Raw genomic sequence first — 26,083 nt, 5'->3', positions numbered from 1 at the left:
CATTCATGAAATTGAAGTTAAAGAACACCCTAGGTAAAATTATGGCAAAAATCGTTAAAAAGAAGCCTGCGGCCAAGGCCGCAAAACCTGCTAAAAAAGCTCCTGCGAAAGCGGCGGCAAAACCAGCGCCTAAAAAGGCAGCTCCGAAAGCTGTTGTAAAGAAAAAGGCCGAAAAAGCTCCCGTTAAGGCAGCTCCTAAAAAGCCTGAAGTAAAGAAAAAGCCCGAGGTGAAGGTCGCTCCTAAGGCGGCGGCTCCTGCTAAAGCTCCTGCAGCAAAACCTGCTAAAGAAGCAAAAGAGGCGAAGGAAGTTAAAGAAACGAAAAAGGCTTCTCCTCAACCGGCTGTTGCTGAAAAAGCTCCTAAAAAGGAAGCGAAAGCGGCAAAAAAAGGTAAAGGCAAAGGTAAGGAAAAAGAAGAATCCGATTTGGATGACGATTTTATCGCCGATGACGACCTCATGGGTGATGAGATTGGCGAGTACGAAGAGGAACTCAAAGCCGTTGAAGAAGCGGACGAAGAAGTCGAAGTCGACGAAGAGTGGACAGGCGAAGAAAAGCCAAAGACAGATGAAGAAATCATTCTGACAGACGCTGAGGGCCGCCGTTACTGCCGCGCTCGTGATTGCGACCAAATCGCTGCTGTGGATGCGTACTGCCGTTATCATTACCTTCTTTTCTGGAAGAAAATCCAAGTTCGTAAGAAGATCTTGGCTGATGGAAAATTGGAGCGTTACGTGGAAGAATTGACTTCCCGTTACCCAGATAAATTCCTTGAGATGATCCGCAGAGATCTTCGCACGGAAAAAGACTTCTTGGCTGCTATCCAAGAGCTTGAGATCGACGAATCAGCACAGGATAACGAGTTTGAAGAGGATACAAGTGCCTTCATCGAAGAAGTCCGTGGAATGGGCGACAACGGTGGATCAGGTGTTGAAGACGACGAGTATTAATCCTTAAATATAAGAATGATCTTTCTAAAACCCTCTTAGAAATAAACTTAAGAGGGTTTTTTTATGCCTTTGACGGCTTAAACTCTCTGCGTTATTCGTTGGATCGCGTACATTTTTCATTGCAAATGAGAAATCTGATCGGTAGGACTAACCGCAGTTACTCAAGTATAAGTCAGAGATTGGTCTGACGTTTCTACCTGCCACCGTAATGGCAGTCTATTTGGAGGGGAAATGTTTAAGGGCGCTGCTCTTTTCGTAACGGTGTTGTTGTGTTCAACTCTTTCTCACGCTGGTGAGAATTTTCCAAAGGGACCGGATGCAGCTTTAACCCCCGGTGTTCTTTGTTCTCATCCTGATTCTTATCGTTATCCTGAAAAAATCAAATACTGCGAACGTGATGTGTCTTCATCAACAAAAGCAGGCATCTTCCAAAAGTACGATCAAATTGGTTACAGAACTCGCTCTATGAAGCGCCAAGCTTTCAAGATCGATCACTATATCCCACTTTGCATGGGTGGTGCTAACGATGTGAAAAACTTGTGGCCACAACACGAAAGCGTGTACCAAATCACAGATCAATTGGAAGCTCTTCTTTGCGAGAAAATGGCAGCAGGCCGTCTTCTTCAGAAAGACGCGATCCAACTCATCATGGAAGCTAAAAATCACCTTGATGAAGTTCCAGAGATCGAAGCTCGCGTAAGAGCACTTTAATTTTTAAAATTTAAATCTCTCTTCGAGGGGGTTGGCCCGCAGTCCATTACAGGTTGCGGGCTTCTTTTTTTGCGTCGGGCGCACAGAGCGCAAGCTGAAGTAGCATTGGCGTAGCACTTGAATCTCCATTTTTCCATGGAGGTTTTCTATGTCTAAATCCTTTGTAAAATCGTTCTCCGTGTTGATGGCTTTAACACTGACGGTGCCAGTCTACGCGTCGACAGTTCGTATGCCTCAAAGTGAGACACAAGGAACAAACCTCCACGGGCTTGAAAATATCGGGATCGACTCCTGGACAAAGCTTTTGATGAGCGGGAAATCCAGTGGTTTCAGTGTTCAAGAGTTGCGCGAACCTTTAATGGTCGCGCTTTCCCAGGCGAAAAATGAACAGCATGTTTTTAAAAGTATCAAAACAGTGGTGGAATCCGCAAAACTTGTAACAGCGGAAGACTATCGTGATCTCGGCATTTTGCTTTTGGAGTTACGCCAAGAACTTCGCGCACAAAAATCCATGGGAATGAAATCCCGGCAGGATTCACTCTTCTTGATGCAAATGCTTGCCGAGGAAAGTCTGTATGCTGGAAGCAAAAAATTTGCGAATTTTCCGACAGAAATCAATATTGCCGGTTCTGCATCGAGCTCTGCAAAAGCGGCCTCGTTAAGAAGTTTCCAAGTGCAAACTGGAGATGTGGTGCTGTCTAAAGCCACGGGCTTTGGTTCCTCCAGTTTTATTGCTTTAACAATGGACCATCCGCATATCTATTCTCACTCAACGCCGGTTTACATCGACGGCCAAGGTGAGTTGCTGTCGCCGGAAGCGGACGTTGAAGACGGTGTGAAGCTTCGTAAAATGGCCAAAGACTATATCGAAGGCTCAAAGACACGCATGTATATTTATCGTTATCAGGGCTCGGACACCTCCGTGCAAAACAAAGTCGAGGCGGGTGCAGCAAACATGATTAAAGAAATGTATGAGCGTACAGGTGGTGATCCATTTAACAAAGCGGCTTACAAATATGACTTCTCGATGACTCCGGGAAATGTGAATGAGCGTGGGATGTTCTGTTCTGCTGTTTCCTATGAATTGTATTTGCGTGGCGGTTTTTCGGGGCCACAAAATCCTTACACGCAATCTGTCTGGAGTCCGATTTCAAAAAGTCGCGAAGAACTTTTAAAAGTTCTTAATATGAATACGAATAAGGTGCCGGCTCCAGGGGATCTGGAACTTAATTCTGAGTTTAAACTTGTTGGCGCTCGCATTGATGTTTCAAAACTCTCACAAGATCGTATTGAAATGGCGATCGTGGATGCATTTTTAAGTGAGGTCGCAAACAATCGAGAAACTTTGAGAAGAGTCTCTGAAATTTTGAATTTAATATCTTCAAAACCCATCGACAAGGAAGCTCTTAAAAAGATGGCGGCTTCAGGAATTCTTCCGAAAGAATATGCAGATAAAGTCGGTATGATTGATCAAATTCCTGATGCCATTAATATCAAGCAAATGGCTTTCTTTGTGTTTCTTAATGACGTGATGACACCGAAATTAAGAGCGGTGTTGCAGGCTCAGGTTGAGGCTTTGGAAAAACTAGGAAAGCCCGTGGGGCCTATGCAGCTTCGTAAAATGGCAAAAGCCCAAGGCAAGTTGATGTTGGCTGAACTTTCTAAACTTGAAGAGAAAGTCATGGCTACAACCGGCGTGGGCTCGTGCGGAAAAGTCTTCTAGTGAAGATCGTCTTTCTTTTTTGATTTTTTGCCGCTGAACATACGAGGTCCGCGATCTTCATCGTCGGACTCTTCGTCTTCATCATCTTCTTCTTCAGAAAAATCGTCGTCCTCATCACGAGGAGGTGACAACTCTTCGCTTTGTTCCGCGCGAGAAAGTGCATCTTCATCAGACTCGTCTTCATCGTGATAAAGCGACTCCTCGTCGACGCCCAAAAGTTTATTGGCCTGCGCCTCTAAAGATGAATTTTCTGTGGAGAATTGAAGATAAAGTTTTTTACCCTGGAACGGATATTCTTTCCAAGTGTAGGGGAAGTCCACTTCGCCGTCGTTTTCAAAGTACTCCATCATCATGCTGGCCGCTGCGTCCACGCAGTTGTGGATTCTTTTAACGGCGTCGGCGTCATCTTGAGAATAATTCATGGAAACTTCGAAGTTGGCTTGCGCCAGGCGGCCTTTTTCTAGGTATCCGACGCGAAGCATAATTTCTTCGGTATAGATGCGACCTTCAATGATGAGCTCACCTTCTTCAAGATATTGAGCGAAATTTTCTTTAAAAACGGCCTGAATCTGATCTGAGTATTCTTTTGGAAATGCAGTCCATTTTTTTGAGCTTTTAAGGCGAGGGTTCATCGGAAAGCCTCCATATAGCGTAATGCCGTTTTGACATTTTTCGAAGCCTCCTCTATAACTCACTTTCTTTAATGACACAAGAGGTAAGAGTCCGTGGAAAACACAACGCAAAACCCTGAAAGCCTTAATCAAAATCACGATGTCGGACAAGGCCGTGGTGTGTACATTTCCACGTACGGATGCCAAATGAACGTGAATGACACGGAAAGAATGTATTCTCTTTTAGAGATGCAAAACTTCACTCCCGTGGACAAACCTGAAGACGCGTCTTTGATCATCATCAACTCTTGCAGTGTGCGTGAAAAACCGGTTCACAAAGTTTATTCCGAGGTCGGTACTTTCAGAAAAATGAAAGAAAAAAATCCGGGCCTTAAGATCGGCGTTGGTGGCTGTGTTGGTCAGCAAGAAAAAGAAAATCTGATCAAGAATCAACCGATGATTGATTTCGTTTTTGGGACCGATCAAATCGACAACCTACCAAACTTGGTGGCGAAATCTTTTGAAGGTGAAAAGCGTTTGATCAACGCGAAATTCGAACACCGTGCGCCTTATCACATCGAAACGATGGTGAGAAATCCAGGTGTGGCGACGTTTGTGAACATCACAAAGGGTTGTGATAATTTCTGTACATTCTGTGTGGTTCCTTATACTCGCGGTCGTGAAAAATCTCGTCCTCTTCAGCACATCCTGACTGACATCCGTCACCTCGTTAAGCGCGGTGTGAAGGAAGTTACTTTGTTGGGTCAAAATGTGAACTCCTACAAAGCGGAAGAGGGATTGGATTTCGCGGATCTTCTTGCAAAGGTCGCAACAGAAACGGATATCGAAAGAATTCGTTATACGACATCTCATCCTAAAGATTTCAACCAGAAGCTTGCCGATACGATGGCCGCTCATCAAGACAAGGTGATGGAGTACATCCATCTGCCATTCCAAAGCGGAAATTCACGCATTCTAGATCGTATGAATCGCAATTACACACGCGAACACTACTTGGAAAAAATCGCGATGCTAAAGAAAACTATTCCAAATGTGGTGTTCTCTACAGATATCATCGTGGGTTTTCCTGGTGAGACAGAGGAAGAATTCCAAGACACGGTGACAATGGTTCAAGAAGTCGGTTTTGAAACGATCTTCGCCTTTAAATATTCTCCACGTCCTTTCACGAAGGCGGCGAAATTTGAAGAGCAAGTCGATGAAGACGTAAAAACAGATCGTTTGAATCGTCTGTTTGATGCTCATGACAAGATGGCTTTTGAATTGGTCAAACGCTACGAAGGTCAAACAATGAAAGTCTTGGTTGAACAAGTGGATCGTGAACACGGTAAGATCCAAGGTCGCAGTACAGGAAATAAACTTGTGCACTTCTTGGGATCGCCTGACTTGATCGGTAAAACAGTGGACGTGAAGATCACCAAAGCATTCCCTGCGGTATTTAGAGGAGAATTGATTTAAATCATGAAAGATATTTTGGATTTAAATAATCTTAAATCTCAGATCATCTTTGCGCAGCAGTCGCAGGAAGAGGAAACCTTTCATCAAAGTGATTTGGTTCAGCTTTTCCCGTATGGTTTGTCCGTGACGACAGATGTGTCGCGCCCTTTTTTGCTTTTAAAAGACGAAGCTCATCAATACACATTGCCTGTGGCGGTGACTCCGATTGATGCAGGTGTGGCGCTTTCGCAGTCGAATAAATCGATCTTGCAATCGTCTCCGCACAAATTCACGGCGCAGTTGATGGAATCCTTAGGTATCGAAATCAAACAAGCGGTCTTCGTTGAAATCAGAGGCTCGCATCAGTATTTGCGTCTTTACATAAGTGGACACCCGCAAATGAGCTCGATGAAACTTCGCGCGGATGAAGCGATGTCTTTGTGTCTTTATTTGAATGTGCCTCTTTTCGCGACAAAGAATTTCATTGGTCGTTCACGCATCATGAGTGCGGAAGTCGAGAGCGGCGCACAAAAACTGCAAAATATAGGTCTGTTGGACAAAGGGTCTGGCTATCTGAATTAGTTTTTGTAAATATAGGTCATGCATCATCTACCTCATTTGATTACAGACCTTGGCTTTATTTTGATGATCGCAGCGCTCTCAACGCTGCTCTTTAAAAAACTCGGACAACCTCAGGTTCTAGGGTATTTGATTGCGGGTCTTTTAGTAAGCCCGCACGTTCCATTTTTTCCCACAGTGACGGACAACGAAAGCATTAAGGTGTGGTCCGAGATCGGTGTGATCTTTTTGCTTTTCAGCTTGGGTCTGGAATTCAGTTTTAAAAAATTATTTAAAGTCGGTGGCTCGGCGGGTTTTACGGCGATCTTTGAAGTCGTTGCGATGATGGGCTTTGGTTTTGTTGTGGGCCGCATGTTTGGCTGGAACAATATCGATAGCTTGTTCTTTGGTGCGATTCTTTCGATGTCATCCACCACAATTATCGTGCGTGCGTTTCAAGAGTTGGGACTCCGCGGGCAAAAATACGTCGAATTGGTTTTCGGCATTCTTATTGTTGAAGACATTCTTGCGATTCTGCTTCTAGTTTTGCTGACGGCCGTATCGGGAAGCGAAGCGATTTCTGGAGCGGATTTAGCGTTCTCTGCGTTAAGATTGTTATTCTATATTGCGCTGTGGTTTGTCGTCGGTATTTTCCTGATTCCGATTTTCCTTCGCAAGATTCGTGATCTTTTAGAAGACGAAACCATGCTTCTGGTCTCCATCGGTTTGTGTTTCATGATGGTGATGATCGCAGCCGGTGTGGGATTCTCTCCGGCATTAGGAGCTTTCGTGATGGGATCACTTCTTGCGGAAACGCCTGAAGGTCACAAGATGGAGCACGTCCTTCAGCCTGTAAAAAATCTTTTTGCGGCCGTGTTCTTTGTGTCTGTCGGCATGATGATTGATCCAAAAGTTTTGATTGAGCGCTGGGACCTTGTGATCTTGGTGACGCTAGTCACGATTGTCGGAAAATTCATTTGCTCATTCTTGGGTGCTCTTCTTTCCGGACAAACGCGTAAGAAGGCCTTTCAAGCCGGGATGAGTCTTGCGCAAATCGGGGAGTTCTCTTTCATCATCGCTTCTTTGGGGGTGACGCTCAAGGTGACGAGCGATTTCCTTTATCCTTTGGCTATTGCTGTTTCGGCGGTGACAACGTTTACAACACCGTACCTTATTAAAATTTCTGAACCGCTCTATCGTTGGGTGGATAAAAAACTGCCTGCGGGTGTACAAGGAGCTCTGGACCGCTATCAAAACTCTTTTTCTCAAGAGGGAAAAAATGGCGTGGGTTCTTTGATTATGAAAACCTACGGTGTAAAAATTCTTCTTAATACCGTGATCGTGATTGCGATCATCAGCGCTTACAAAACTTTGCTCAACCAAGAAGTGCAAAATTATTTGCAAGAAAGTCCCTGGGCCGGGGCTGTTTCATTGTTTATCTGTCTTGCGATCTCAGCTCCGTTCTTCTGGGGGATCGTGATGGGTGGTCCAGCGCTGAAAGCGCAACGGGAGTTTGAAGAACTCCAAAAACTGCGTGGCTTGCAATTCGGAATTTTCATTGGACGTATTGTTTTGGGTTTGGTTTTATTAGGAGCCATTCTTGCGCAATTCGTAACTCTGAAAATGGCATCAGGTTTAACAGCCGGCGTTTTGGTGGTCTTGATTGCCGTGGGACCTTTGTGGGTGCGCCGCTTGTATCAGGTTATTGAGAAAAATTTCTTAAAGAACCTCACGGAAAAAGAACGCAAAGAGCTTATCAGTTCTGACGTCGCAAAAAATATTCTTCCGTGGGAAACAAGCCTTGGGAATTACGAAGTTTCTCCAGACTCTTCTTTGGTTGGAAAAACTTTGCGCGATCAGTCTTTTAAAGAAACTTTTGGTGTGACAGTGGCCGCCGTGTTTCGTGGATCACACAGATACTTTGCCCCGGATGGAGAATTTGTCTTGTGGCCGTATGACAAATTGATTTGTTTTGGCAGTGAAGAAGAACTGCAAAAATTCCACACCGTTCTTGAAGACGAAAAAAATCATCAGCAGGCGGCGGCGGTCAATGGTCAAGAAGACTACAAGCTTAGTTCTTTTGTCGTAACAGACACGTCATCCTACAAAGACAAAACCATTCGTGAAAGCGGCATTCGTGAAAAGTATCACGGCATGGTTGTGGGTGTAGAGCGCGGCGCTGAAAAAATTCTTGGACCAAGGGCAAGTTTTACGCTTCTTGAAAGTGATCTTGTGTGGATTGTCTCTAAAGCCAAGTAACAAGTTTTCTTTCTCTTCAGACACGCCTAAAATAAAAGTTTGAAGGAGCACACTATGTCCCAACTCGGACTCGTTCTTTCAGGCGGTGGTGCGCGGGGAGCTTATCAGGCTGGAGTTCTGGCTGCTCTTTCGCATATCGCCAGCAAACTCAAATTGCCAGATCCGTTTAAGATATACACCGGCGTCAGCGCCGGCGCCATCAACGTCGGTCTTTTAGTCGCTCATCCCGGAAATTTTGTTGAAAGTTCAAAGCAACTAACAGGCCTATGGAGTCAAATCGACAGTGATCAAGTTTTCTATGCAGATCTCATGGCGCTTTCTCGTGGGGGCTTGCAATGGATGACGGAAATTTCGTTGGGTGGATTTAGAAAAGATCAGGCCTTAAGATCTTTGCTGAGCACGCATCCATTGCACAGCTTCCTCTCTGAAAAATGTCAGTTTCAGGAAATCGAAAAGAAAATCAAGCAAGGACGTTTAAGATCAGTCGGCATTTCCGCTTTGGATTACGACAGTATTTCTACGGTGACCTTTTTCCAGGGAGCTCCCGATATTGAACCGTGGGAGCGCGGTATGCATCGCAGTGAGCGCGCGGTTTTGGGAGTTGAGCACATTATGGCTTCTTCGGCTATTCCGCTTTTGTTTCCGCCGATCAAAATCGGTGAACGCTATTTTGGTGACGGCTGCATTCGCAACCAATCTCCTTGTGGGCCGGCTATTTACATGGGTGCGGATCATTTGATTGCGATTGGTGTGCGACGAAGACAAGACACTTCTTTTACGTATCATCACCGGGAGTCCGGAGAAATTCCGACTGTATCGAAAGTTGCCAACGTCTTGATGAATGCTGTGATGATGGATGGGCTTGAGTCCGACATCCAAAGAATTGAACAAATTAATCAGAGTTATTCATTACTGACTCCGCAGGAAAGAAAGCGTGTGGCTTTGCGTGAAGTCAAAAGCCTTTGGATTTCCCCTTCGGTGGATTTTTCCGAAATTGCCGCCAAGAAAAGTGGCGAACTTCCGAGAATGATTCGCTACCTTTTGCGCGGACCGGGATCTTTGGAAGAGTCTAGTGAGATGCTGAGTTATCTGCTGTTTACTCCGACCTATTGCAAGCAGCTCATTGAAATCGGATTTGCTGACGGAATGAAAGAACGACCGCAGATCGAACAGATTCTCGCAGAATATGAAGAAAATCATCACGTAAAGCATCATGCACATGCCGCACGAAACAACGTGCGAAGTTTACGTTAAATCTTGCGTTGCAATACAAAAAGGTACGGCGTACCTTTTGGGGGAAGAGGTTTTTATGAGTGATGTCTTTGTTCGTGCCCGTGGTATGTCTCCGGTTGTCGCTGAAAATGTTTTTATTGCAGATAATGCGCGTCTTATCAGCGATGTTGAAGTCGGCGAAGGATCTTCGATTTGGTACAACGTGGTCATTCGTGGTGACGTGATGCCGATTCGTATTGGCAAAGAGGTCAATGTTCAGGACGGAAGTGTGATTCACGGCACATATGGAAAATGGGGAACGACGCTTCATGATCGCGTGACTATTGGGCATTTGGTTATGTTGCACGGTTGCGAAATCGGTCGGGGCACTTTGGTCGGCATGGGCTCCATCTTGATGGACGGCGTGAAGGTCGGCGAACATTGTTTAATTGGAGCTGGCACTCTTTTAACTGAGGGAACTCAGATTCCTCCACGCAGTCTGGTTGTGGGGCGTCCTGGCAAAGTCAAAAGATCGCTCACAGACGAGGAAGTCGATCTTCTTGAGAAATCCGCGGATAATTATTTGCTCTACAAAACCTGGTACCAAGACTGAGTGCTTGAACTCTGAGGCGATTCATCTCAGAATGGGGAAACCCTGCCAGGAGTGAGTTTATGGAACGCCAAGTGCCTTATGCCTTAACTTTTGACGATATTCTTCTTCTTCCACAATATTCTGAAATCACGCCGACTGAAGTCGTGCCTCGATCTTTGTTTGCCCGAGAAAAATATCTAAACACACCGATTATTTCTGCGGCGATGGACACGGTCACAGAAAATCGTATCGCGCGAGTGATGGCGCAAAACGGCGGCTTGGGAATCATTCACAAAAATCTCGATATCGACAAACAAGCTCTTGAAGTTGAAAAAGTAAAAAAATACGAAGCCGGAATGATTTTAGATCCGATCACGTTGGGTCCGGATCATTTGGTGCAAGAGGCTGTCGACCTTATGGAAAAATATTCGATCAGTGGTGTGCCGATCACGATTGATGGAATACTGATGGGGATTCTCACAAATCGCGATTTGCGTTTTGAAGAAAACTTCGATCAGCCGATTCGTAACTTGATGACAAAAGAAAATCTTGTCACAGCGAAAATGGGAACGACTCTTGAGGAAGCTAAAAAGATTTTGCAAAAACACCGTATCGAAAAATTGCCTGTGGTGGATGCAAAAGGAAAACTCAAAGGTCTCATCACGATCAAAGACATCGAGAAAGCAAAAAACTATCCGCAAGCAACAAAAGATGAACACGGTCGTCTTTTTGTCGGTGCTGCTGTGGGAGTGGGGGCTGACTCTAAAGAGAGAGCAGAAGCCTTGGTGGCAGCCGGGGTGGATGTTCTTTGCGTGGATACAGCTCACGGTCACTCTAAAAATGTGATTGAGATGGTTAAACATATCGCGCAAAAACACAAAGAGATCATCATCGTTGCAGGTAACGTGGTGACAGCAGATGGTACGAATGCGTTGATAGATGCCGGGGCTGAAGTTGTTAAAGTCGGTGTCGGACCTGGAAGTATTTGTACGACACGTGTGGTGGCTGGTGTGGGGATGCCGCAGATTTCTGCGGTGATTGATTGTGCGAAAGCAGCAAAGGCTCGCGGAAAAACAATCATCGCCGATGGCGGTATTAAGTACTCTGGTGACATCACAAAAGCTTTAGCACTCGGTGCAAACTCCGTGATGATCGGAAATCTTCTTGCGGGTGCGGAAGAGTCTCCAGGTGAAACGATTCTTTTCCAAGGCCGTACATATAAAGTCTACCGCGGCATGGGAAGTATCGGTGCGATGTCTCGCGGTTCGAAGGATCGCTACGGACAAATGGATATAGAAGAAAATGAAAAGCTGGTTCCAGAAGGTATCGAAGGAAAAGTGGCTTACAAAGGGGCTGCTTCCGCAGTTATTCATCAACTTGTGGGCGGTGTAAAATCCGGCATGGGTTATTTGGGTGCTCGTAATATCGATGAGCTTCAATCAAAAGCGAAGTTCGTGCAAATCACGGCGATGGGTCTTCGTGAATCGCACGTGCATGACGTGAGTATCACGAAAGAAGCTCCTAACTATCGTTTGGAGAGCTAATCCATGCGCGGTTTTATTATTCTCGATTTCGGTTCTCAATTTACACAACTGATTGCCCGTCGTTTGCGTGAACTGGGTTTCTATTCAGAAATTCATTCTTACAAATATGCGACGGAAGAAATTCGCAAAAAAAATCCATATGGAATCATTTTAAGTGGCGGACCTAATTCTGTTTATGAAGAAGGTTCTCCTCGTAGAGATGTCGCTGAACTTCGTAACATAAGTCCTCTTTTGGGAGTGTGTTACGGAATGCAACTTCTGACCCATCAATTAGGTGGCAAGGTTTCTCGTGCCGATCATCGTGAGTACGGTCTGAATTATGTAACATGGACTTCCGTCGTAAAGGGTGTTCCTGAAAAGCAAAAAGTTTGGATGAGTCACGGTGATGTTGTTGAAAAAGTTCCTGAAGGTTTTCAAATCATTGCCAACTCCGACGGAAATCATCCGGCGGCGATGAAGGGTCCGAATGTTTTGGCTCTTCAATTTCATCCTGAGGTTGCGCACACAGATCATGGAAATGATTTATTAAAATACTTTGCGCAAGATATGTGTGGAGCGGCTGCAAATTGGGATGCGCCTCATATCAAAGATTTATTAATTAAAGAAGCACAAGAAAAAGTCGGACCTACAGATCACGTGCTTGTCGGTTTAAGCGGCGGCGTGGATTCCACCGTTGTGGCAACACTTCTGACAAAAGCTTTAGGTGCCGATCGCGTTCACTGTGTTTTTGTTGATAATGGTCTTCTTCGTAAAAACGAATACGAAACAGTTTTAGAAAATTACCGCAAGATCGGATTGAACGTTCGCGGTGTCGATGCTTCTGAAGAGTTTTTGTCAGCATTAGCTGGTAAAACAGATCCGGAAGAAAAAAGAAAAACCATTGGCAGAGTCTTTATTGAAGTTTTCGACAAGAGTTACGATCACAAGCTTCCTATCAAGTGGCTGGCGCAAGGGACCCTTTACCCCGACGTGATTGAGAGTGTTTCCTCTGTCGGCGGCAGTGTGACGATTAAGTCGCATCACAACGTCGGAGGGCTTCCAGAAAAAATGAAACTGGGGCTTGTCGAGCCGGTGCGTGAACTCTTTAAAGATGAAGTGCGTGCTTTAGGAGCGCAGCTGGGTCTTCCAAAAGAAATGCTCTGGCGTCATCCTTTCCCAGGGCCGGGACTTGCAATTCGTGTCCTTGGCGAAGTGACAAAAGAGAAACTGCACATTCTTAAAGAGTGCGATGATGTATTTATTTCTGAACTTCGTCGTCGTGGACTTTATGAAAACATCTGGCAGGCTTTCTGTGTTTTACTTCCGGTAAAAACAGTGGGTGTGCAAGGGGACTCAAGAACCTACGATCACGTGCTTGCTTTAAGAGCCGTGACGTCCAGTGATGGGATGACAGCGGATTGGTATCCATTTGAATTTCAATTCTTAAGAGAAATTTCAAATTTGATAACTAACAAAGTTAAAGGCGTGAATCGTGTCGTTTACGATGTGACCAGCAAACCCCCTGGCACCATTGAGTGGGAATAGAGTCAAAGCACGCGCTAAGTTTTAATACTCCGTAATGAAGGCGTTGTAACTTCAACACCGCGAAGAAGCTTTGTTAGTTTTCTGCAAATGAAAACAAAAAAGTTTCTTCGCACATCAAAGGCCCTGACCTTTTTTATTGTTCTTTCGGCTATTGCGGCTTTGGCTGCAGCGGGGGAACTGCTTTATGAAAGCTCAGGCGTTTCAAGTTTTAAACTTGTAAAAAATCCTGAAGGCGCGCGCACCATGACGATGACGTCGCAGGATTATGATGTGTATCGCAAGTACACTCAGCAAGGCGGCGAAGAATTGTTTTTAGTGAGCAGTGCTAAAACCGTGGATCAGTTTTTAGATGCGGAAGGTATCGCGGGAAATATTTCTTGGAGCGTTCGTAAGGGGCCTCGCCTTGAAACAGTTCTTTGGGGAAAGACAGAGCAAGCCACTGAGTTGAATGTCCATGGCAGTCAGCCTGTCGTAGTTTCAGGACTCGGCGGATGTTGTGCTGAAATGACAGGGTATCGTCTGTTTGATATTGAATCGGGACGCCTTTTGATGTCTTTCAATGATTTTTCTTATCACGAAAAAGTGGTTCAGCCATTTTCGCTCGAAGTTCCAAATTCTGATTTAAGAATTCGTTATATCGGTGTGATTTCCCAGGACTCCACACGCGATCGCGATTTTGTGGCTCCAGATGCTGGCAAAGAGGCGGCGATTTTAATCAAGTATGCTAACGAAGCTTTAAAGCAAAAACTGCAAGTTGATATGGACGTAGCAAAGGGTTATGCCGTGAGTGTGATGGAAGTAAAACTTGAAAAAGATCCTTCCGTTCCCGGAAGTGGTAAAATCGAGATTCAAGATGACCAAGTTCGCCTGTGGAATATCGACGGGGCGACTTCTCCGTCTGCGATTTCTGGAGTCCTCCTCAAAATCGTTTTGGATGGCGGAAAAGGCACAAAAACTCTCAAAATTCCTGTTAAAAACGATCAGTTTGATCTGAATTCAGCACAAATTCCTTTAGGAGTTTCCGTTCATCCCATTGTGCAGTTAAGAACCCTCTAACGCACTGAGTTTTCAGAGGTCGAGAACCCCCTTTTATTGAATAAAAAAGGGGGCTAAGATATGAAATTATCATGTCTTTTGTTCATCTTCACGTTCACTCTGAATATTCCCTTTTGGAAGCCGCATGCCGGGTTAAAGCTATTGCTAAAAAAGCAGCAGCAATGCAAATGCCTGCAGTGGCTCTCACTGATAACGGCAACATGTTCGGCGCTGTTGAGTTTTACTTTGCTTGTAAGGACAACAACGTCAAACCTCTTTTGGGTTTGGATGCCTACATTGCACCGGGTTCGCGTTTAGAGAAAAAACAAGATCGCGATCAAGTCGCGCAAGGGCCCCGTCGTTTGGTGTTCTTAGCTCAAAATATCAAGGGCTATCAAAATCTCTGCAAACTTTCGACGATTGGTTATCAGGAAGGTTTCTACTGGAAGCCACGTATCGATTACGAAGTGATCAAAGAATACAATTCGGATTTGATCTGTTTGACGGGCGGACTTCGTGGTGAGGTCGCCGACGCTTTCTTGCGAGAAGGGCCCGATGCCGCTCTGGCGAAAATAAAACAGCTTAAAGAAATCTTTGATGATCGCCTTTATCTTGAAATGTGTCGCACGGGAGTTCCCGAGTGGGATCAAATCAATCCATTCTTGCTGGAAGCTTCTAAGATCACAGGTGTTCCTGTCGTCGCAAGTAACGACGTTCACTACATGACTCAAGATGATCAGATCGCTCAAGAAGTTTTGATCTGTATCGGAACGAATAAAACTTTGAGTGATGAATCGCGTTTCCGTTTAGGCACGGATGAGTTTTATTTTAAAAAACCAGAGCAGATGATCGAGACCTTCTCGGACATTCCTGAGGCTATCAGCAACACATTGCAAATTGCTGAGCGCTGTGATGTGAAATTTAAAATCAAAGATGATGCGGGAAAACCGATCTATCACTTGCCGACATTCCCAACAGGAACAGACGAGACGCTTAAAGATTACATCGCACGTAAATCCAAAGAAGGATTGCTCGTTCGTTTCGAAGAAGCGGAAGCTCGCGGTGAAGCGGTTCCTGAAGACAAAAAGCCCGACTACTACAGCCGTCTTGATTACGAGCTGGGTATTATCGACCGCATGGGCTTTAACGGTTATTTCTTAATCGTCCAAGACTTCATCGGGTGGGCAAAGGACAATGACATTCCGGTCGGGCCGGGTCGTGGTTCTGGTGCGGGTTCCTTGGTCGCGTATTGTTTAAGAATTACGGATCTGGATCCACTTCCAAATTTTCTTCTGTTCGAGCGTTTCTTGAATCCAGAGCGTATCTCCATGCCGGACTTCGATATCGATTTCTGTCAGGACCGTCGTCAGGAAGTGATTCGTTATGTGACTGAGAAATACGGACAAGAATCCGTATCGCAAATTATCACTTACGGTAAATTGCAAACACGTGCCGCTCTGAAAGACGTGGGTCGTGTTTTGGGAATGTTATTCTCGGAAACAGATCAAGTAACAAAATTAATTCCAGATAAACTCGGTGTGACTTTAAAAGAATCACTGGAGATGGAACCGCGATTGACGGAACTGATGGAGATGAATCCTACAGTGGCAACGCTCATCGACCTTGCTCAACGAGTTGAGGGGATGGTGCGAAACGCAGGGATCCATGCCGCCGGGGTTATCATCGGTGACGGCCAGCTTGTTAAACATGCTCCGTTGTACAAAGGGGCTGATGGCGAGCAAGTCGTTCAGTACGACATGAAGCACGCCGAAAAAATCGGTTTGATCAAATTCGACTTCTTGGGTTTGAAAACTCTGACTCACATCAACTTGGCTTTGAAGTTGATTAAGAAGAATCGCAATAAAGTTATTACGACAAAACAAATCCCTATGAACGACACGGCGACATTTGAAATGATGTCGCGTGGAGATACCGCGGGGGTGTTCCAGTTCGAAGGTGAGGGCATCACCGATGCCACTCGTAAGATTCGTCCTTCATCATTTGCGGATATCACGGCAATCACTTCGTTGTATCGTCCGGGTCCGATGGCGAATATTCCTGACTTTACAGATCGTAAACATGGAAAAGCGCCTGTGGAATATCTTTTGGAAGACACTCGCGAGGTCTTGTCAGAGACCTACGGAATCATGGTCTACCAAGAACAAGTTATGGGTATCGCCTCTAAGATTGCCGGATACTCTCTCGGTGAAGCGGATATGCTTCGTCGCGCGATGGGTAAGAAGATCAAAGAGGAGATGGATAAACACCGCGAACGCTTCATGAAAGGGGCGGTGGAACGCGGTCACAACAAAGAGAAATCATCTGATCTTTTCGATTTGATGTACAAGTTTGCGGACTACGGTTTCAATAAATCCCATGCCGCTGCTTACTCGGTTGTTACGCTGCAAACAGCTTGGTTGAAATGTCATTATCCTGCGGAATTCTTCGCAGCACTTCTGTCTACCGAGTTGTCTGATACCGAAAAAATCGTAAAGTACTCGAAGGATGCAGCAAAACGTGGTTTGACGGTAAAGTCACCACACGTGAATTTCTCAGATTATCTTTTCGACGTGCACGGTGATGAAATCTACTTTGGTCTTGGCGCCATCAAAGGTGTCGGACAAAATGCCGTGGAAGCGATCATTGAAGCCCGTGAAAGTCTGCCAGAGAAAAAATTCTCTTCTTTGGATGAATTCTTTAACTCGATCGATCTTCGCCGTGTGAACAAAAAAGTTATCGAATGTTTGATCAAAGCCGGAGCTCTGGATGGTTTTGGTGGTCACCGCGCACAGTTGATGGCTGGTTATCAAAAATATCTAGATCGCGCGCAAGGTCTTCAGAAAGACAAAGAGTTGGGACAAGCTTCGTTGTTTGACCTAGGTCCTTCGACCGAAACCAAAGTCTCTTTGGAGGAAACAAAACCGTGGTCACGCACAGCTTCGCTTTCTTATGAAAAAGAAGTTTTGGGTTTCTACTTAAGTGACCATCCATTGAAAGGTTTTGATACTTTGTCAGAGCTTTGGACTTCCTGCAAAGTGGCCGATCTTCCGGCGCAGATGCCGGCTCCAGGATCTCCTGAAGCGGAAGCAATGAAAGCAGCCAAAAAAGACTGGAAGAATCGTGATGCGGGCAAAAAACGCGTCGTGGTGGCAGGTCTTATTACCGAGCTTCGTGAGTTGATTACGAAAAAAGGTACGCGCATGGCCTTTGGAAAGGTCGAAGACCTTACTGGAAGCTGTGAGCTTGTGATTTTCCCGGATTCTTTTGCGCGCTTTGAAATGCAGCTTCGCGATGAAAGGCCGGTCTTGATCGGCGGAGGTCTTGAGGTCGAAGAAGGTAACGCCAAAATCATGGTCGATACGGTGTCTCCGATGGAAGACATCCTTAAGAAGACAAAACGTATGGTTTTGCGTCTAGATAAAATTGATCCTAACGACTATCCAAGATTACAATCGTTGATGAAGGATTATCCAGGCACAACGACAGTCAGCTTGGAAATTGAAGTTCCTGAAGTGAACCGCAAGGTATTAATGGAAATGACAGATGCACCGGGAATCAGTGTGAATAATGATTTCTTTGAAGGTGTGCATTCCCTATTTGGCCGTACTGATTTTATTGAGTTGAGGAGTTAGTTGAAATGAAATTAGCTTTGATGGTTGCAGCAGCATGTGTGTTCTTTTTAAATGGTCCAGCAAAAGCTCAACAAACCGAACTTGTGGATAGAACCTTTTCGGGTGTCTCTAAAGAAAAAACTCCACAGGGAGCCCGTAAAGACATTCAGGATCAGGCGGCCGTGAAAGTGTCTGAAGACATTATCAAGGAACTGATTGGTGAAGAAAGATTTCTTAAGAACAAGTCTTTAATCACTTCAAAGGTTATTAAAAACTCTGCGCGCTATATTCCATTCGTGAAGCCTTCACCGATCAATCAAGAAGGTGAAGAGTTTAAAATGTCTGTGGCATTGAAAGTGTCTTTAAGAGACCTAAAGCAAATGCTTCAGGAAAATTCATTGTTAAATGAAAACGACGCCATTCCTGTGGTTTTGCCAGTGATTAGTTGGGTGGACCGTGTACAGGGGCGCAGTTACCGCTGGTGGTTGCCTTTAGATAAAAACCAACAGGGTTTCTTGGTGAAAGAAGGTCGTTTGTTGGAAGAATCTCTTCGCAACTCTTTCCAAAAAAATAATTTTTATGTGATTAAACCGATTGAATCAGGTCTTGGAATGAATGTTCCGGCTGATTTTCAGAATGAAAAAATCGCGAGCGGTGAAGATGCGCAATTCTTTGCACAGTATTTCAATGCGCCTGTGTTGATTGATGGTCAGGTGCTTCTGAATAAAGGTGAACGCGGTAACAACTACCGTATTGAAATTCGTCTGACAGCGACTCAAGTCAGCAATGGTCGCGCTATTGCCGATGTGTCTCGTCGTTTTGATACAGAAGCCGGTTCTTTGGAAAGTGCTGTTGATAAAAAACTTCGCGAGGTGATTGAAACGACAGCGAATGATCTGGCTTCGCAAGTCCTTGAAGCATGGCAAAGAGGTTCTTTAGGAACATCAGTGATTCGTTTGACAGTGCGTGGCCGCAATGCGCTTCCGATGATGGAAGGTCTTAAAGAGAAAATCCGTTCTCAAATCACTCAAGTGAAAAATATTCGTGAGCGTTTGGTCAGTTCTGAGGCTGTGAGTTTTGAAGTGGATACGTCTGTCGCCGCACCGGAGCTTTTGGCCAAGCTTGAGGCCTTGGATATTGAAGGCAAGAAGCTTTCTAAGATCTCTGAACAAAGTGACGAGATCGTTCTTAAGTGGGCACAATAGGAGGTGCGATCGTGAAAGGTTTCGTTTTAGCTCTTTCTCTTTTATCGTTGGTTTCCTGTACAACCTTTGATCGCAGCCAGCCGACGATGCGTCGTGAAATTAAGGATGTGAGTTATGAGGCACGTAAAGACGATTCCTCTCCACGCAAGCGTTTGATGGTTCTTCCGTTCCTGGATTCTTCTGACAAACGTCCGCAAGAGTTTAGAGACAAAGCCCGTTCGGCATTTATTGCGGATTTAAATCGCACAGGTGAAGTCATCGCGTTGGATAGTAAGGAATTGAACCTGGATCTTTCTAAGATGATGGAAGCAGGTCAGTACAAACTTCAGGATGTAGCCAAAGCGGCGCAAGCGATGGGTGTGAACGCAGTTCTTGAAGGAAAGATTCAAGATATTCGTATTAAACGCAAGGCCGACAATGTCGGTGTTGTTCGTCATCTCACGACAGCGTTTGAAGTCGTAGCTCAAGTTCGTGTTGTAACTGGACGCTCGGGTCGTGAAGTTTTCAACACAGTAAAAACGGTTACAGTGGAAGAACAAGGTGTTCGCGTTGCCGAAAGAGTTGAAACAGATAAATTCTTAGCGAACAATCCTGAGATGGTTGAGATCATCGTTAAAGATGCATTCTTGGATTTCACTCCCCAGGTTCTAGCCTCTTTGGATAAAGTTTCATGGGAAGGCCGCATTGCTGCGATCAACGGCGACCGTATTTATCTCAATGTCGGTCGTGTTTCTGGTTTGCAGGTCGGTGATCTCTTAAAGGTTACAGAAGATGGTGATGATGTGTACGATCCGGAAAGTGGCAGTCATATTGGCCGAGTTCCAGGTCGCTTAAAAGGAACTTTGGAAGTGATCAGCTATTTTGGAAATGACGGCGCCATCGCTGTGATCCACTCTGGTTCCGGCTTTCGCGAAAACGATCGCGTTGAGTTGTACTAAGACATTTTTAATTTGTGGGGGACGTCATGGAACTTCCCCGAACAATGTTAATGAATCGTAATATTTCAGAGCGACATTGATAATTAATCATCCTTCGATAATACTATTTCGAGTGAAATCTCTAGTCGCTTTCTTCATCTTATTTTTCTCTTTTATTTTTTCGAATCCAGTCTTTGCTAAAACTTGGAAAGTTCCAGTGCTCTACTGGAGTATGAAGATTGAAGGCCAAGTAGCCATGCGCAAAGGTTTCGAAGAAGAAATTTCGCTGTTCAATAAAAAAGGCAAAGATAAAATTGAATTGATTTCTTATGTAGCTGGCGAAGGACGAAAAGGAATTCTCAATCAGGTGTCTCAGCTTGATGAAGCCTTGAAAAAATCCCCGCAAGCCCTGGTAATTCAACCCACAGATAACTCCGCACTTGCCAGAGGGCTGCAAGAAGCCAATGGCGCGGGTGTTCCGGTGTTTGCCTATGACCAGTATATTGTAAACGGTCAGCTCACTTCTTTTGCAACGAGCGATAATTATTCCGGTGGTAAAGACAATGGCGAGTATATCGACTCTCTTTACGACAAGAATCATGAAATCCGCATCGTCGTCTTTGAATATCCCAAGGTGTCGTCAACGACCGAGCGAGTGGATGGATTTTTTGATGCTCTTCGAAACCGCAGTCGAAAGTTTAAAGTTTTAAAACGTTATGAGGCTGTAGATCCAGAGTCTGGAGAAAAAGCCGCTAAAGCGTTTCTTAAAGATTTTCCGACAAAGGGGAGTGTGGACGTGATCTTCACCGTGAATGACGGTGGCGGACTTTCTATTGTAAAAAGATTGTTTGAGAAAAAACGAAATGAAATTCTGCACGCGACCTTTGACGGAGATCCACAGTCGGTTGAGAATATTAAAAACAAACGTCTTACGGTGATTGATTCCGCGCAGTTTTGTGCCGAACTTGGCAGGGAAACAGCGCGTTCGTTAGTTGCCTATTTGGGAAAAGAACCTGTTTCAGAAAAAAAGCTCGTTCCCACTTATCCTGTGACAGAGAAAAACATTAATGCCTATCCGGGTTGGATGGGACGTCCTACACAGAAAGTCGCAGCGACTTTGCCTGTCGGAGCCAATAAAGAACTGAAAAGTTCGCGTGAACCTTCAGATATCAAAGAGCGCGGTTCTTTAAATATTCGCATCGGTGTGGCTCCTCTTTGTCCGTATCTTTGTGAAAAGGGTCCCGGCGTTTGGGGCGGTTATATCTACGATATTCTTACGGCTGTCGCCAAACTGCACGGTTTTACCGTGGAGTTAGAAAGTATCCCCAACACCAGACTTGTTTCTGCTTTGCAAGCGCAAAGAGTGAACTACATTATTGGCCCGCGCTACATGGTTCGCTATCTTCCGGACATTCGTGTTGTCGGACCTAATCTTGGGGTGAGTTACACGGGGGCCTTGCTTTCTCCAGGCTTAAAAGAGCCTTTGATTGATAACGAGTTTGTGCGCAACAAAAAAGTCGTATTTGCTGACCTTGGCAGTGAATCGGGAAACAGTTTGAGTATCGATGATTCAACAAGAGCGATAAAACTCACGGGATCGGACGTCGCAGATCGTATGACAAAAATGATCGGTGATCGTCGCGTGGATTTGGCGTTAGGGGATTACAACGTTCTTCGTTATTCTCTGCTTCGACGTGCTCATGTGCCTTTGCAGCTTTTGCCCACGTCGCTCACAGGATTTAATTCTTTAGTGCTGGTGAGCAATCCCAAAGAGCCTGAATTTGGATTTTTGCCACAGCATCTGGATGCGTGGTTTGAAAAAGCCCGGGCTAGCAACGAGCTTGATAAAATTCTTTCGCGCTACAATCTTAAAGACTGGAAAGTCTTTAATCGATAGATTTTTTTAAGTCGAAATATTTTTAATTAAAAGCCGGATCATTTTTTTAAAACTTTCCATGTCTCCGCGAAGGCGCGCCACTTGTAATCCTCCTTGAATGGAGGTGAGAAAAAGATCTGCTGTCGCTTCAATACTTAAATCTTTTCTTAAGGATTTTTCTTGAACGCCTTGCTTGAGAGTATCAATCATCCATTGGCGTTGAATATGATGAAACTCGATCAGGCGTTTTTTCATGTTATTGGGAAGTGTGTTAAAATCTGCGCACAATACGCCGGCAGGACAGATTTTTTTATGGTCGAGTCCCATTTTGCAAAAAACATTTAGCATTTGCTCTAGTTTTTTCTCGGCGGAAAGGGGAGACACCTTTGTCGTCCAACGTTCGTAAGCCTCTTCGTAGTCCTTGAGCAAGGCTAAGCCCATATCTTCTTTTGAAGCGAAATAGTAATGAAGACTCGCTTTCTTGATGCCAAGCTCATCGGCGATTTTCTGAAAACTAAATCCATTAAATCCAAGTGTTTGTAAATAATGACGACCAAGGTCAATCGCGCGAGTTTTCGTGTCGTTTTTGGGATCCATGAACAGTCCTTGCTTTAGTTATCGTCCTGTTTTATTATCTACCTATTGGTAGGTAGATTTCAAGAACTTCCTGTAAGCTGATAAAAAGGATATGTATATGAGCAATAATAAGACAATGAGACCCGTTGCGATTTTAGGTGGCTCCCGAACTCCTTTCACAAAGTCGTTTACGCATTATTCAAGAACGTCGAATAAAGACCTGATGAAGGCGACGTTAAAAGACCTTGTGGCAAAAACAAATCTTCAGGGTGAGCGTCTAGGGGATGTTTCGTTGGGAGCGGTGATGAAAAACGCTTCGGACTGGAATCTTTCGCGTGAATCTTTATTAAGTTCAGGTCTAGATCCACACACGCCTGGTTATGATGTGCAAAGAGCCTGCGGGACAGGGTTAGAGACAGCAGCGCAGATCGCTTTGAAAATCGCTTCAGGTCAAATTGAAAGCGGCATTGCAGGTGGTACGGATACAAACAGTGATATCGCGGGCGTTCTTCCGCATGAATTTTCATGGATCATGATGGAAGCACAAAAAGAACCCTCGCTGCTTGCGAAAATTAAAAAGTTTGCGGAAGTAAAACCCGAGTATCTTAAACCTCGTTTCCCCAATGTGCAGGAGCCTCGCACGGGTCTTTCTATGGGCCAGCACTGTGAATTGATGGTGAAGGACTGGAAGATCACTCGTGAAGCGCAAGATGAATTGGCGTATCACAGTCACATGAATGCGGCTCGCGCTTATGAAGCGGGTTTTTACAATGATTTGGTTTTTGAATTTAAAGGCCTTAAGAAAGACACTTTCGTTCGTGCTGATACGACAATCGAAAAGCTTGCGAAATTAAAACCGGCTTTTGATTTTACAGGCACGGGAACTTTGACTGCAGGAAACAGCACGCCGTTAACGGATGGTGCTTCTGCTGTTCTTCTTGGCAGTGAGGATTTTGCCCAGAAGCACAATCTCCCGGTCCTTGCTTATTTGCGTGATGCGGAATACGCAGCCGTGGATTATGTGAATGGTGAAGGTCTTCTGATGGCTCCAGCTATTGCCGTAGGACGCCTTTTAAAACGTAACAATCTGACTTTGCAGGATTTTGATTTTTACGAAATCCACGAAGCGTTCGCAGGACAAGTTCTTTGCACATTGAAAGCTTGGGAATCCGATGAATACTGCCAGAAAAACTTCGGTAGCAAGGCGTTGGGCTCTGTTGATAGATCAAAAATGAATGTCAACGGCGGAAGCTTGGCTTTAGGTCATCCGTTTGCAGCGACAGGTGGAAGAATTCTTGCCAGCCTTGCAAAAATACTTTCGCAAAAAGGTTCTGGCCGCGGATTGATCTCGATTTGTACTGCGGGCGGAATGGGTGTTGTTGCTATTGTAGAAAGATAGTTTTATGGAACCTTCGCTCAGGCAGAAATTGTGGTTTCTTTTTATTCGTTATTTCTCGTGGGTGCTTCCGAAACTAAGTGCTTACTGGGCGGAAGATCTTTTTCTAACTCCGACAAGGGTTCCGCGACCTGAGTCGGAGATGTCTTGGTTTGAGTCTTCAAAAAAATACACTCTTGCTGGCGGTATTGCCGCGTTTGAGTGGGGGTCTTCAGCAGGCCCCCTCGTTGTTCTTGTGCACGGCTGGAGCGGGCGAGGCACGCAAATGGGAGCTTTCGCAGAGCCTTTGATGGAAAAAGGCTACCGCGTGGTGGCCCTTGATGGCCCCGCTCATGGAAGTTCTGAAGGTGAGCGTACCAATGTTGGTGATTACGCAAAATTTCTTATTCGCGCTCAAAAAAAATTGGGACCTTTTAAAGCGGTGATCGCCCATTCATTTGGCGCAGGTTGTTCGGTGCTTGCGGCTTCTTGGGGATTGCAAGTCGAAAAATTGGTTTTGGTCGCAGGACCTTCCCGTTACGAAGTCGTGGTCGACGATTATTTAAAATTTATTTCCATTAGTCCCTTAGCGCAGAAATATTTTTTGCAAAGTCTAGCACAAAAAGTCGGACTCACGGCGAAAGAGCTCAACGTCGGCAATATCGGAAGCAAGTTACAGACTCCAGCTTTGATCGTGCATGACAAAGAAGACAAAGAGGTCGGTTACGCCGCCGCACTTGAAATAAAAGAAGCGTGGCCACACGCCCACCTTTTGACAACATCCAATTTAGGACATCGCCGTATTCTTAAAGATCCGAAAGTCACACAACAAGTCGCTGAATTTATTGATCCCCGCTAAGTTCATGATAGGATTTTTATATGAACTCCTATTGGCAGTTTTTAAGTGGTCACAGAGATGATATTCACCAGATTTCTTTTTCTGGTCCTGAAAAAATTCTTCCTTCGGTTTTTGATGTCTCAGGTTTTGCAAGCGAGGTGATCGCAATAGCGAACCTCGCCGCTGCTGAATTAAAAGCGGCGCGAATGAATTCCACAAAAATTTCCTCTGTTAAAGTGGACCGTGTGGAGGCCTGCGCAGCCTTTCGCTCTGAAGTTCTTTTAAAAGGCCAGGGTTGGGAAATTCCGGCGGCATGGGATCCGATTGCAGGGGATTACATGACGGCCAATGGCTGGATTCGTCTGCACACCAATTACAGTTATCATCTTCAAGCGGTTTTAAAGGTTCTTCAAGTTTCCGCAAATCGCGAAGAGGTTTCAGCCAAAGTGGCTTCCTTAAATTCCGAAGAACTTGAAAAATCTGTTGTCGAGGCCGGTGGGTGTGCGGCGGTTCTGCGTGATTATCAAAGTTGGCAGACGCATTCTCATGGCGAATACGCGACACAGGAACTTCCGATTTCTTTAGAAAAAATGTCGACGCACCAGAAAGCGACCTTTGGCGCGGTTTCCTCCTCAGAAAAGCCTCTTTCTGGAATTCGCGTGCTAGATCTTACACGTGTGATTGCAGGGCCTGAATGCACAAGGTTTCTCAGTTCTCAGGGAGCCGACGTTTTAAGAATTGATCCACCCGGGTTTACGGAGGTTGCAGCTCTTCTTCCTGAAACCACAGTGGGAAAGCGTTGCGCGTTTTTGGATATTTCAACTTCTGATGGAAAAAAGGTTTTCGAAGGTCTTTTAAAAGAAGCTCATGTGCTGGTGCATGGACTTCGTCCGGGAGCTTTGGACAAACTTGGTTTTACCAAAGAACGTTTGCTGCAGATAAATTCTTCTTTGATAATTGCCACTATGAACGCTTATGGATGGCATGGTCCCTGGAAACACCGTCGCGGCTTCGACAGCCTTGTGCAGATGAGCACGGGAATTGCCGCTGCCGGAGCACAAGCCAAGAACTCTCCCAAACCATATCCTCTTCCGGCTCAGGCTTTAGATCACGGCGTCGGATTTTTGCTTGCTGCGGGTGTTTGTCGGGCTCTTACGGAACTTTATAAAAATCGGACAAACTGTTTTGTGAAGGGTTCCTTGGTGGGTGCTGCCAACGTCCTTTTAAAAGGACCAGGTGGGAATATTCATTCTTCCTTACCTGAAGCCTCGTATTTTGAATCCGCGATGATTGACGACATAACTTATTGGGGGCCTGTAAGACGAGTTCGGCCGCCGGGGGAAATTGATGGAGAAAAAGGGCAGTGGAGAATTCCTGCAGCTCCACTGGGAACTGCTAAGGCTGAGTTTTAAATTTTTGATTTAAAAAAATGGTGCGAATAACTGGACTCGAACCAGTGACCTCTTCCATGTCAAGGAAGCGCGCTACCAACTACGCTATATCCGCACAAG

20 protein-coding genes, 1 tRNA gene and 1 riboswitch are annotated in these 26,083 nt (G+C 45.2%); of the genes, 18 read left to right on the top strand and 3 right to left on the bottom strand.

The window, feature by feature from the left end:
* The first annotated feature begins 5 nt into the window (after window positions 1-5).
* From ACLSSO_RS09690 to ACLSSO_RS09680, 3 genes are all read left to right on the top strand, one after another.
* On the top strand, window positions 6-950 hold the full coding sequence (locus ACLSSO_RS09690) for a hypothetical protein (protein ID WP_295900780.1): 945 nt from the start codon (window positions 6-8) through the stop codon (window positions 948-950).
* Window positions 951-1,093: 143 nt separating this feature from the next.
* Window positions 1,094-1,189: riboswitch (purine riboswitch) on the top strand.
* Window positions 1,182-1,661 (top strand): hypothetical protein, encoded by a 480-nt coding sequence (locus ACLSSO_RS09685; protein ID WP_295900783.1) that lies wholly within the window; start codon window positions 1,182-1,184, stop codon window positions 1,659-1,661. It overlaps the preceding riboswitch by 8 nt.
* A 148-nt stretch (window positions 1,662-1,809) precedes the next feature.
* Window positions 1,810-3,384 (top strand): hypothetical protein, encoded by a 1,575-nt coding sequence (locus ACLSSO_RS09680; protein ID WP_413942642.1) that lies wholly within the window; start codon window positions 1,810-1,812, stop codon window positions 3,382-3,384.
* Here ACLSSO_RS09680 and ACLSSO_RS09675 read toward each other — a convergent pair.
* A complete protein-coding gene (locus ACLSSO_RS09675; RefSeq protein ID WP_295900790.1) occupies window positions 3,381-4,016 on the bottom strand; it encodes a hypothetical protein in 636 nt (211 codons plus the stop codon). The genes ACLSSO_RS09680 and ACLSSO_RS09675 overlap by 4 nt on opposite strands.
* 93 nt (window positions 4,017-4,109) lie before the next feature.
* Here ACLSSO_RS09675 and miaB point away from each other — a divergent pair, with 93 nt between their 5' ends.
* The 12 genes from miaB (at window position 4,110) to ACLSSO_RS09615 (ending at window position 21,804) form a co-directional block, all read left to right on the top strand.
* Entirely contained in the window at window positions 4,110-5,471 is a 1,362-nt protein-coding gene (miaB, locus tag ACLSSO_RS09670; RefSeq protein WP_413942641.1) for a tRNA (N6-isopentenyl adenosine(37)-C2)-methylthiotransferase MiaB, read from the top strand.
* Between the two features lie 3 nt (window positions 5,472-5,474).
* Window positions 5,475-6,032 carry a bifunctional nuclease family protein gene (locus tag ACLSSO_RS09665; protein ID WP_295900795.1) on the top strand — a complete coding sequence of 186 codons (558 nt, stop codon included), beginning with the start codon at window positions 5,475-5,477 and terminating at the stop codon, window positions 6,030-6,032.
* A gap of 18 nt (window positions 6,033-6,050) precedes the next feature.
* Window positions 6,051-8,267, top strand: a complete 2,217-nt coding sequence (locus ACLSSO_RS09660; protein WP_413942640.1) for a cation:proton antiporter — start codon at window positions 6,051-6,053, stop codon at window positions 8,265-8,267.
* A gap of 54 nt (window positions 8,268-8,321) precedes the next feature.
* Complete coding sequence (locus ACLSSO_RS09655; protein ID WP_413942639.1) at window positions 8,322-9,521, top strand: patatin-like phospholipase family protein; 1,200 nt, start codon at window positions 8,322-8,324, stop codon at window positions 9,519-9,521.
* Between the two features lie 55 nt (window positions 9,522-9,576).
* Window positions 9,577-10,092, top strand: coding sequence for a gamma carbonic anhydrase family protein (locus ACLSSO_RS09650; protein WP_295906159.1), 516 nt, complete (start codon window positions 9,577-9,579; stop codon window positions 10,090-10,092).
* Window positions 10,093-10,151: 59 nt separating this feature from the next.
* Complete coding sequence (gene guaB, locus ACLSSO_RS09645; protein WP_413942638.1) at window positions 10,152-11,615, top strand: IMP dehydrogenase; 1,464 nt, start codon at window positions 10,152-10,154, stop codon at window positions 11,613-11,615.
* Window positions 11,616-11,618: 3 nt separating this feature from the next.
* Complete coding sequence (gene guaA, locus ACLSSO_RS09640; protein ID WP_413942637.1) at window positions 11,619-13,139, top strand: glutamine-hydrolyzing GMP synthase; 1,521 nt, start codon at window positions 11,619-11,621, stop codon at window positions 13,137-13,139.
* An 87-nt stretch (window positions 13,140-13,226) separates the two neighbouring features.
* Complete coding sequence (locus ACLSSO_RS09635) at window positions 13,227-14,195, top strand: hypothetical protein (protein ID WP_413942636.1); 969 nt, start codon at window positions 13,227-13,229, stop codon at window positions 14,193-14,195.
* Between the two features lie 71 nt (window positions 14,196-14,266).
* Window positions 14,267-17,806: a DNA polymerase III subunit alpha gene (dnaE, locus tag ACLSSO_RS09630; RefSeq protein ID WP_413942635.1), complete on the top strand. Its 3,540-nt coding sequence runs from the start codon at window positions 14,267-14,269 to the stop codon at window positions 17,804-17,806.
* A gap of 5 nt (window positions 17,807-17,811) precedes the next feature.
* On the top strand, window positions 17,812-18,990 hold the full coding sequence (locus ACLSSO_RS09625) for a hypothetical protein (protein WP_413942634.1): 1,179 nt from the start codon (window positions 17,812-17,814) through the stop codon (window positions 18,988-18,990).
* Window positions 18,991-19,001: 11 nt separating this feature from the next.
* Window positions 19,002-19,928: a hypothetical protein gene (locus ACLSSO_RS09620; protein WP_295906168.1), complete on the top strand. Its 927-nt coding sequence runs from the start codon at window positions 19,002-19,004 to the stop codon at window positions 19,926-19,928.
* A 211-nt stretch (window positions 19,929-20,139) separates the two neighbouring features.
* Complete coding sequence (locus tag ACLSSO_RS09615) at window positions 20,140-21,804, top strand: substrate-binding domain-containing protein (protein ID WP_413942633.1); 1,665 nt, start codon at window positions 20,140-20,142, stop codon at window positions 21,802-21,804.
* Window positions 21,805-21,810: 6 nt separating this feature from the next.
* Here ACLSSO_RS09615 and ACLSSO_RS09610 read toward each other — a convergent pair whose 3' ends face one another.
* Window positions 21,811-22,380 carry a TetR/AcrR family transcriptional regulator gene (locus ACLSSO_RS09610; protein ID WP_413942632.1) on the bottom strand — a complete coding sequence of 190 codons (570 nt, stop codon included), beginning with the start codon at window positions 22,378-22,380 and terminating at the stop codon, window positions 21,811-21,813.
* Window positions 22,381-22,477: 97 nt separating this feature from the next.
* Between ACLSSO_RS09610 and ACLSSO_RS09605 the strand changes: the two genes are divergently transcribed.
* The 3 genes from ACLSSO_RS09605 to ACLSSO_RS09595 are packed head-to-tail and all read left to right on the top strand — an operon-like array spanning window position 22,478 to window position 25,984.
* Window positions 22,478-23,758 carry an acetyl-CoA C-acetyltransferase gene (locus ACLSSO_RS09605; RefSeq protein ID WP_413942631.1) on the top strand — a complete coding sequence of 427 codons (1,281 nt, stop codon included), beginning with the start codon at window positions 22,478-22,480 and terminating at the stop codon, window positions 23,756-23,758.
* Between the two features lie 4 nt (window positions 23,759-23,762).
* The gene (locus ACLSSO_RS09600) at window positions 23,763-24,593 is read left to right on the top strand and encodes an alpha/beta fold hydrolase (RefSeq protein ID WP_413942630.1); all 831 of its coding nucleotides are present in this window, start codon (window positions 23,763-23,765) and stop codon (window positions 24,591-24,593) included.
* Window positions 24,594-24,613: 20 nt separating this feature from the next.
* On the top strand, window positions 24,614-25,984 hold the full coding sequence (locus ACLSSO_RS09595) for a CoA transferase (protein ID WP_413942629.1): 1,371 nt from the start codon (window positions 24,614-24,616) through the stop codon (window positions 25,982-25,984).
* A gap of 18 nt (window positions 25,985-26,002) precedes the next feature.
* On the opposite strand, the gene ACLSSO_RS09590 is transcribed toward ACLSSO_RS09595, so the two are convergent.
* Window positions 26,003-26,078 (bottom strand) — tRNA-Val (locus tag ACLSSO_RS09590).
* Window positions 26,079-26,083 lie beyond the last annotated feature (5 nt).

It is taken from the genome of Bdellovibrio sp. HCB-162 (genome assembly GCF_047344985.1).
Lineage (GTDB): Bacteria > Bdellovibrionota > Bdellovibrionia > Bdellovibrionales > Bdellovibrionaceae > Bdellovibrio.
The sequence above is the reverse complement of the archived record's forward strand: the minus strand, read 5'-3'. Positions and strand labels throughout refer to the sequence as shown.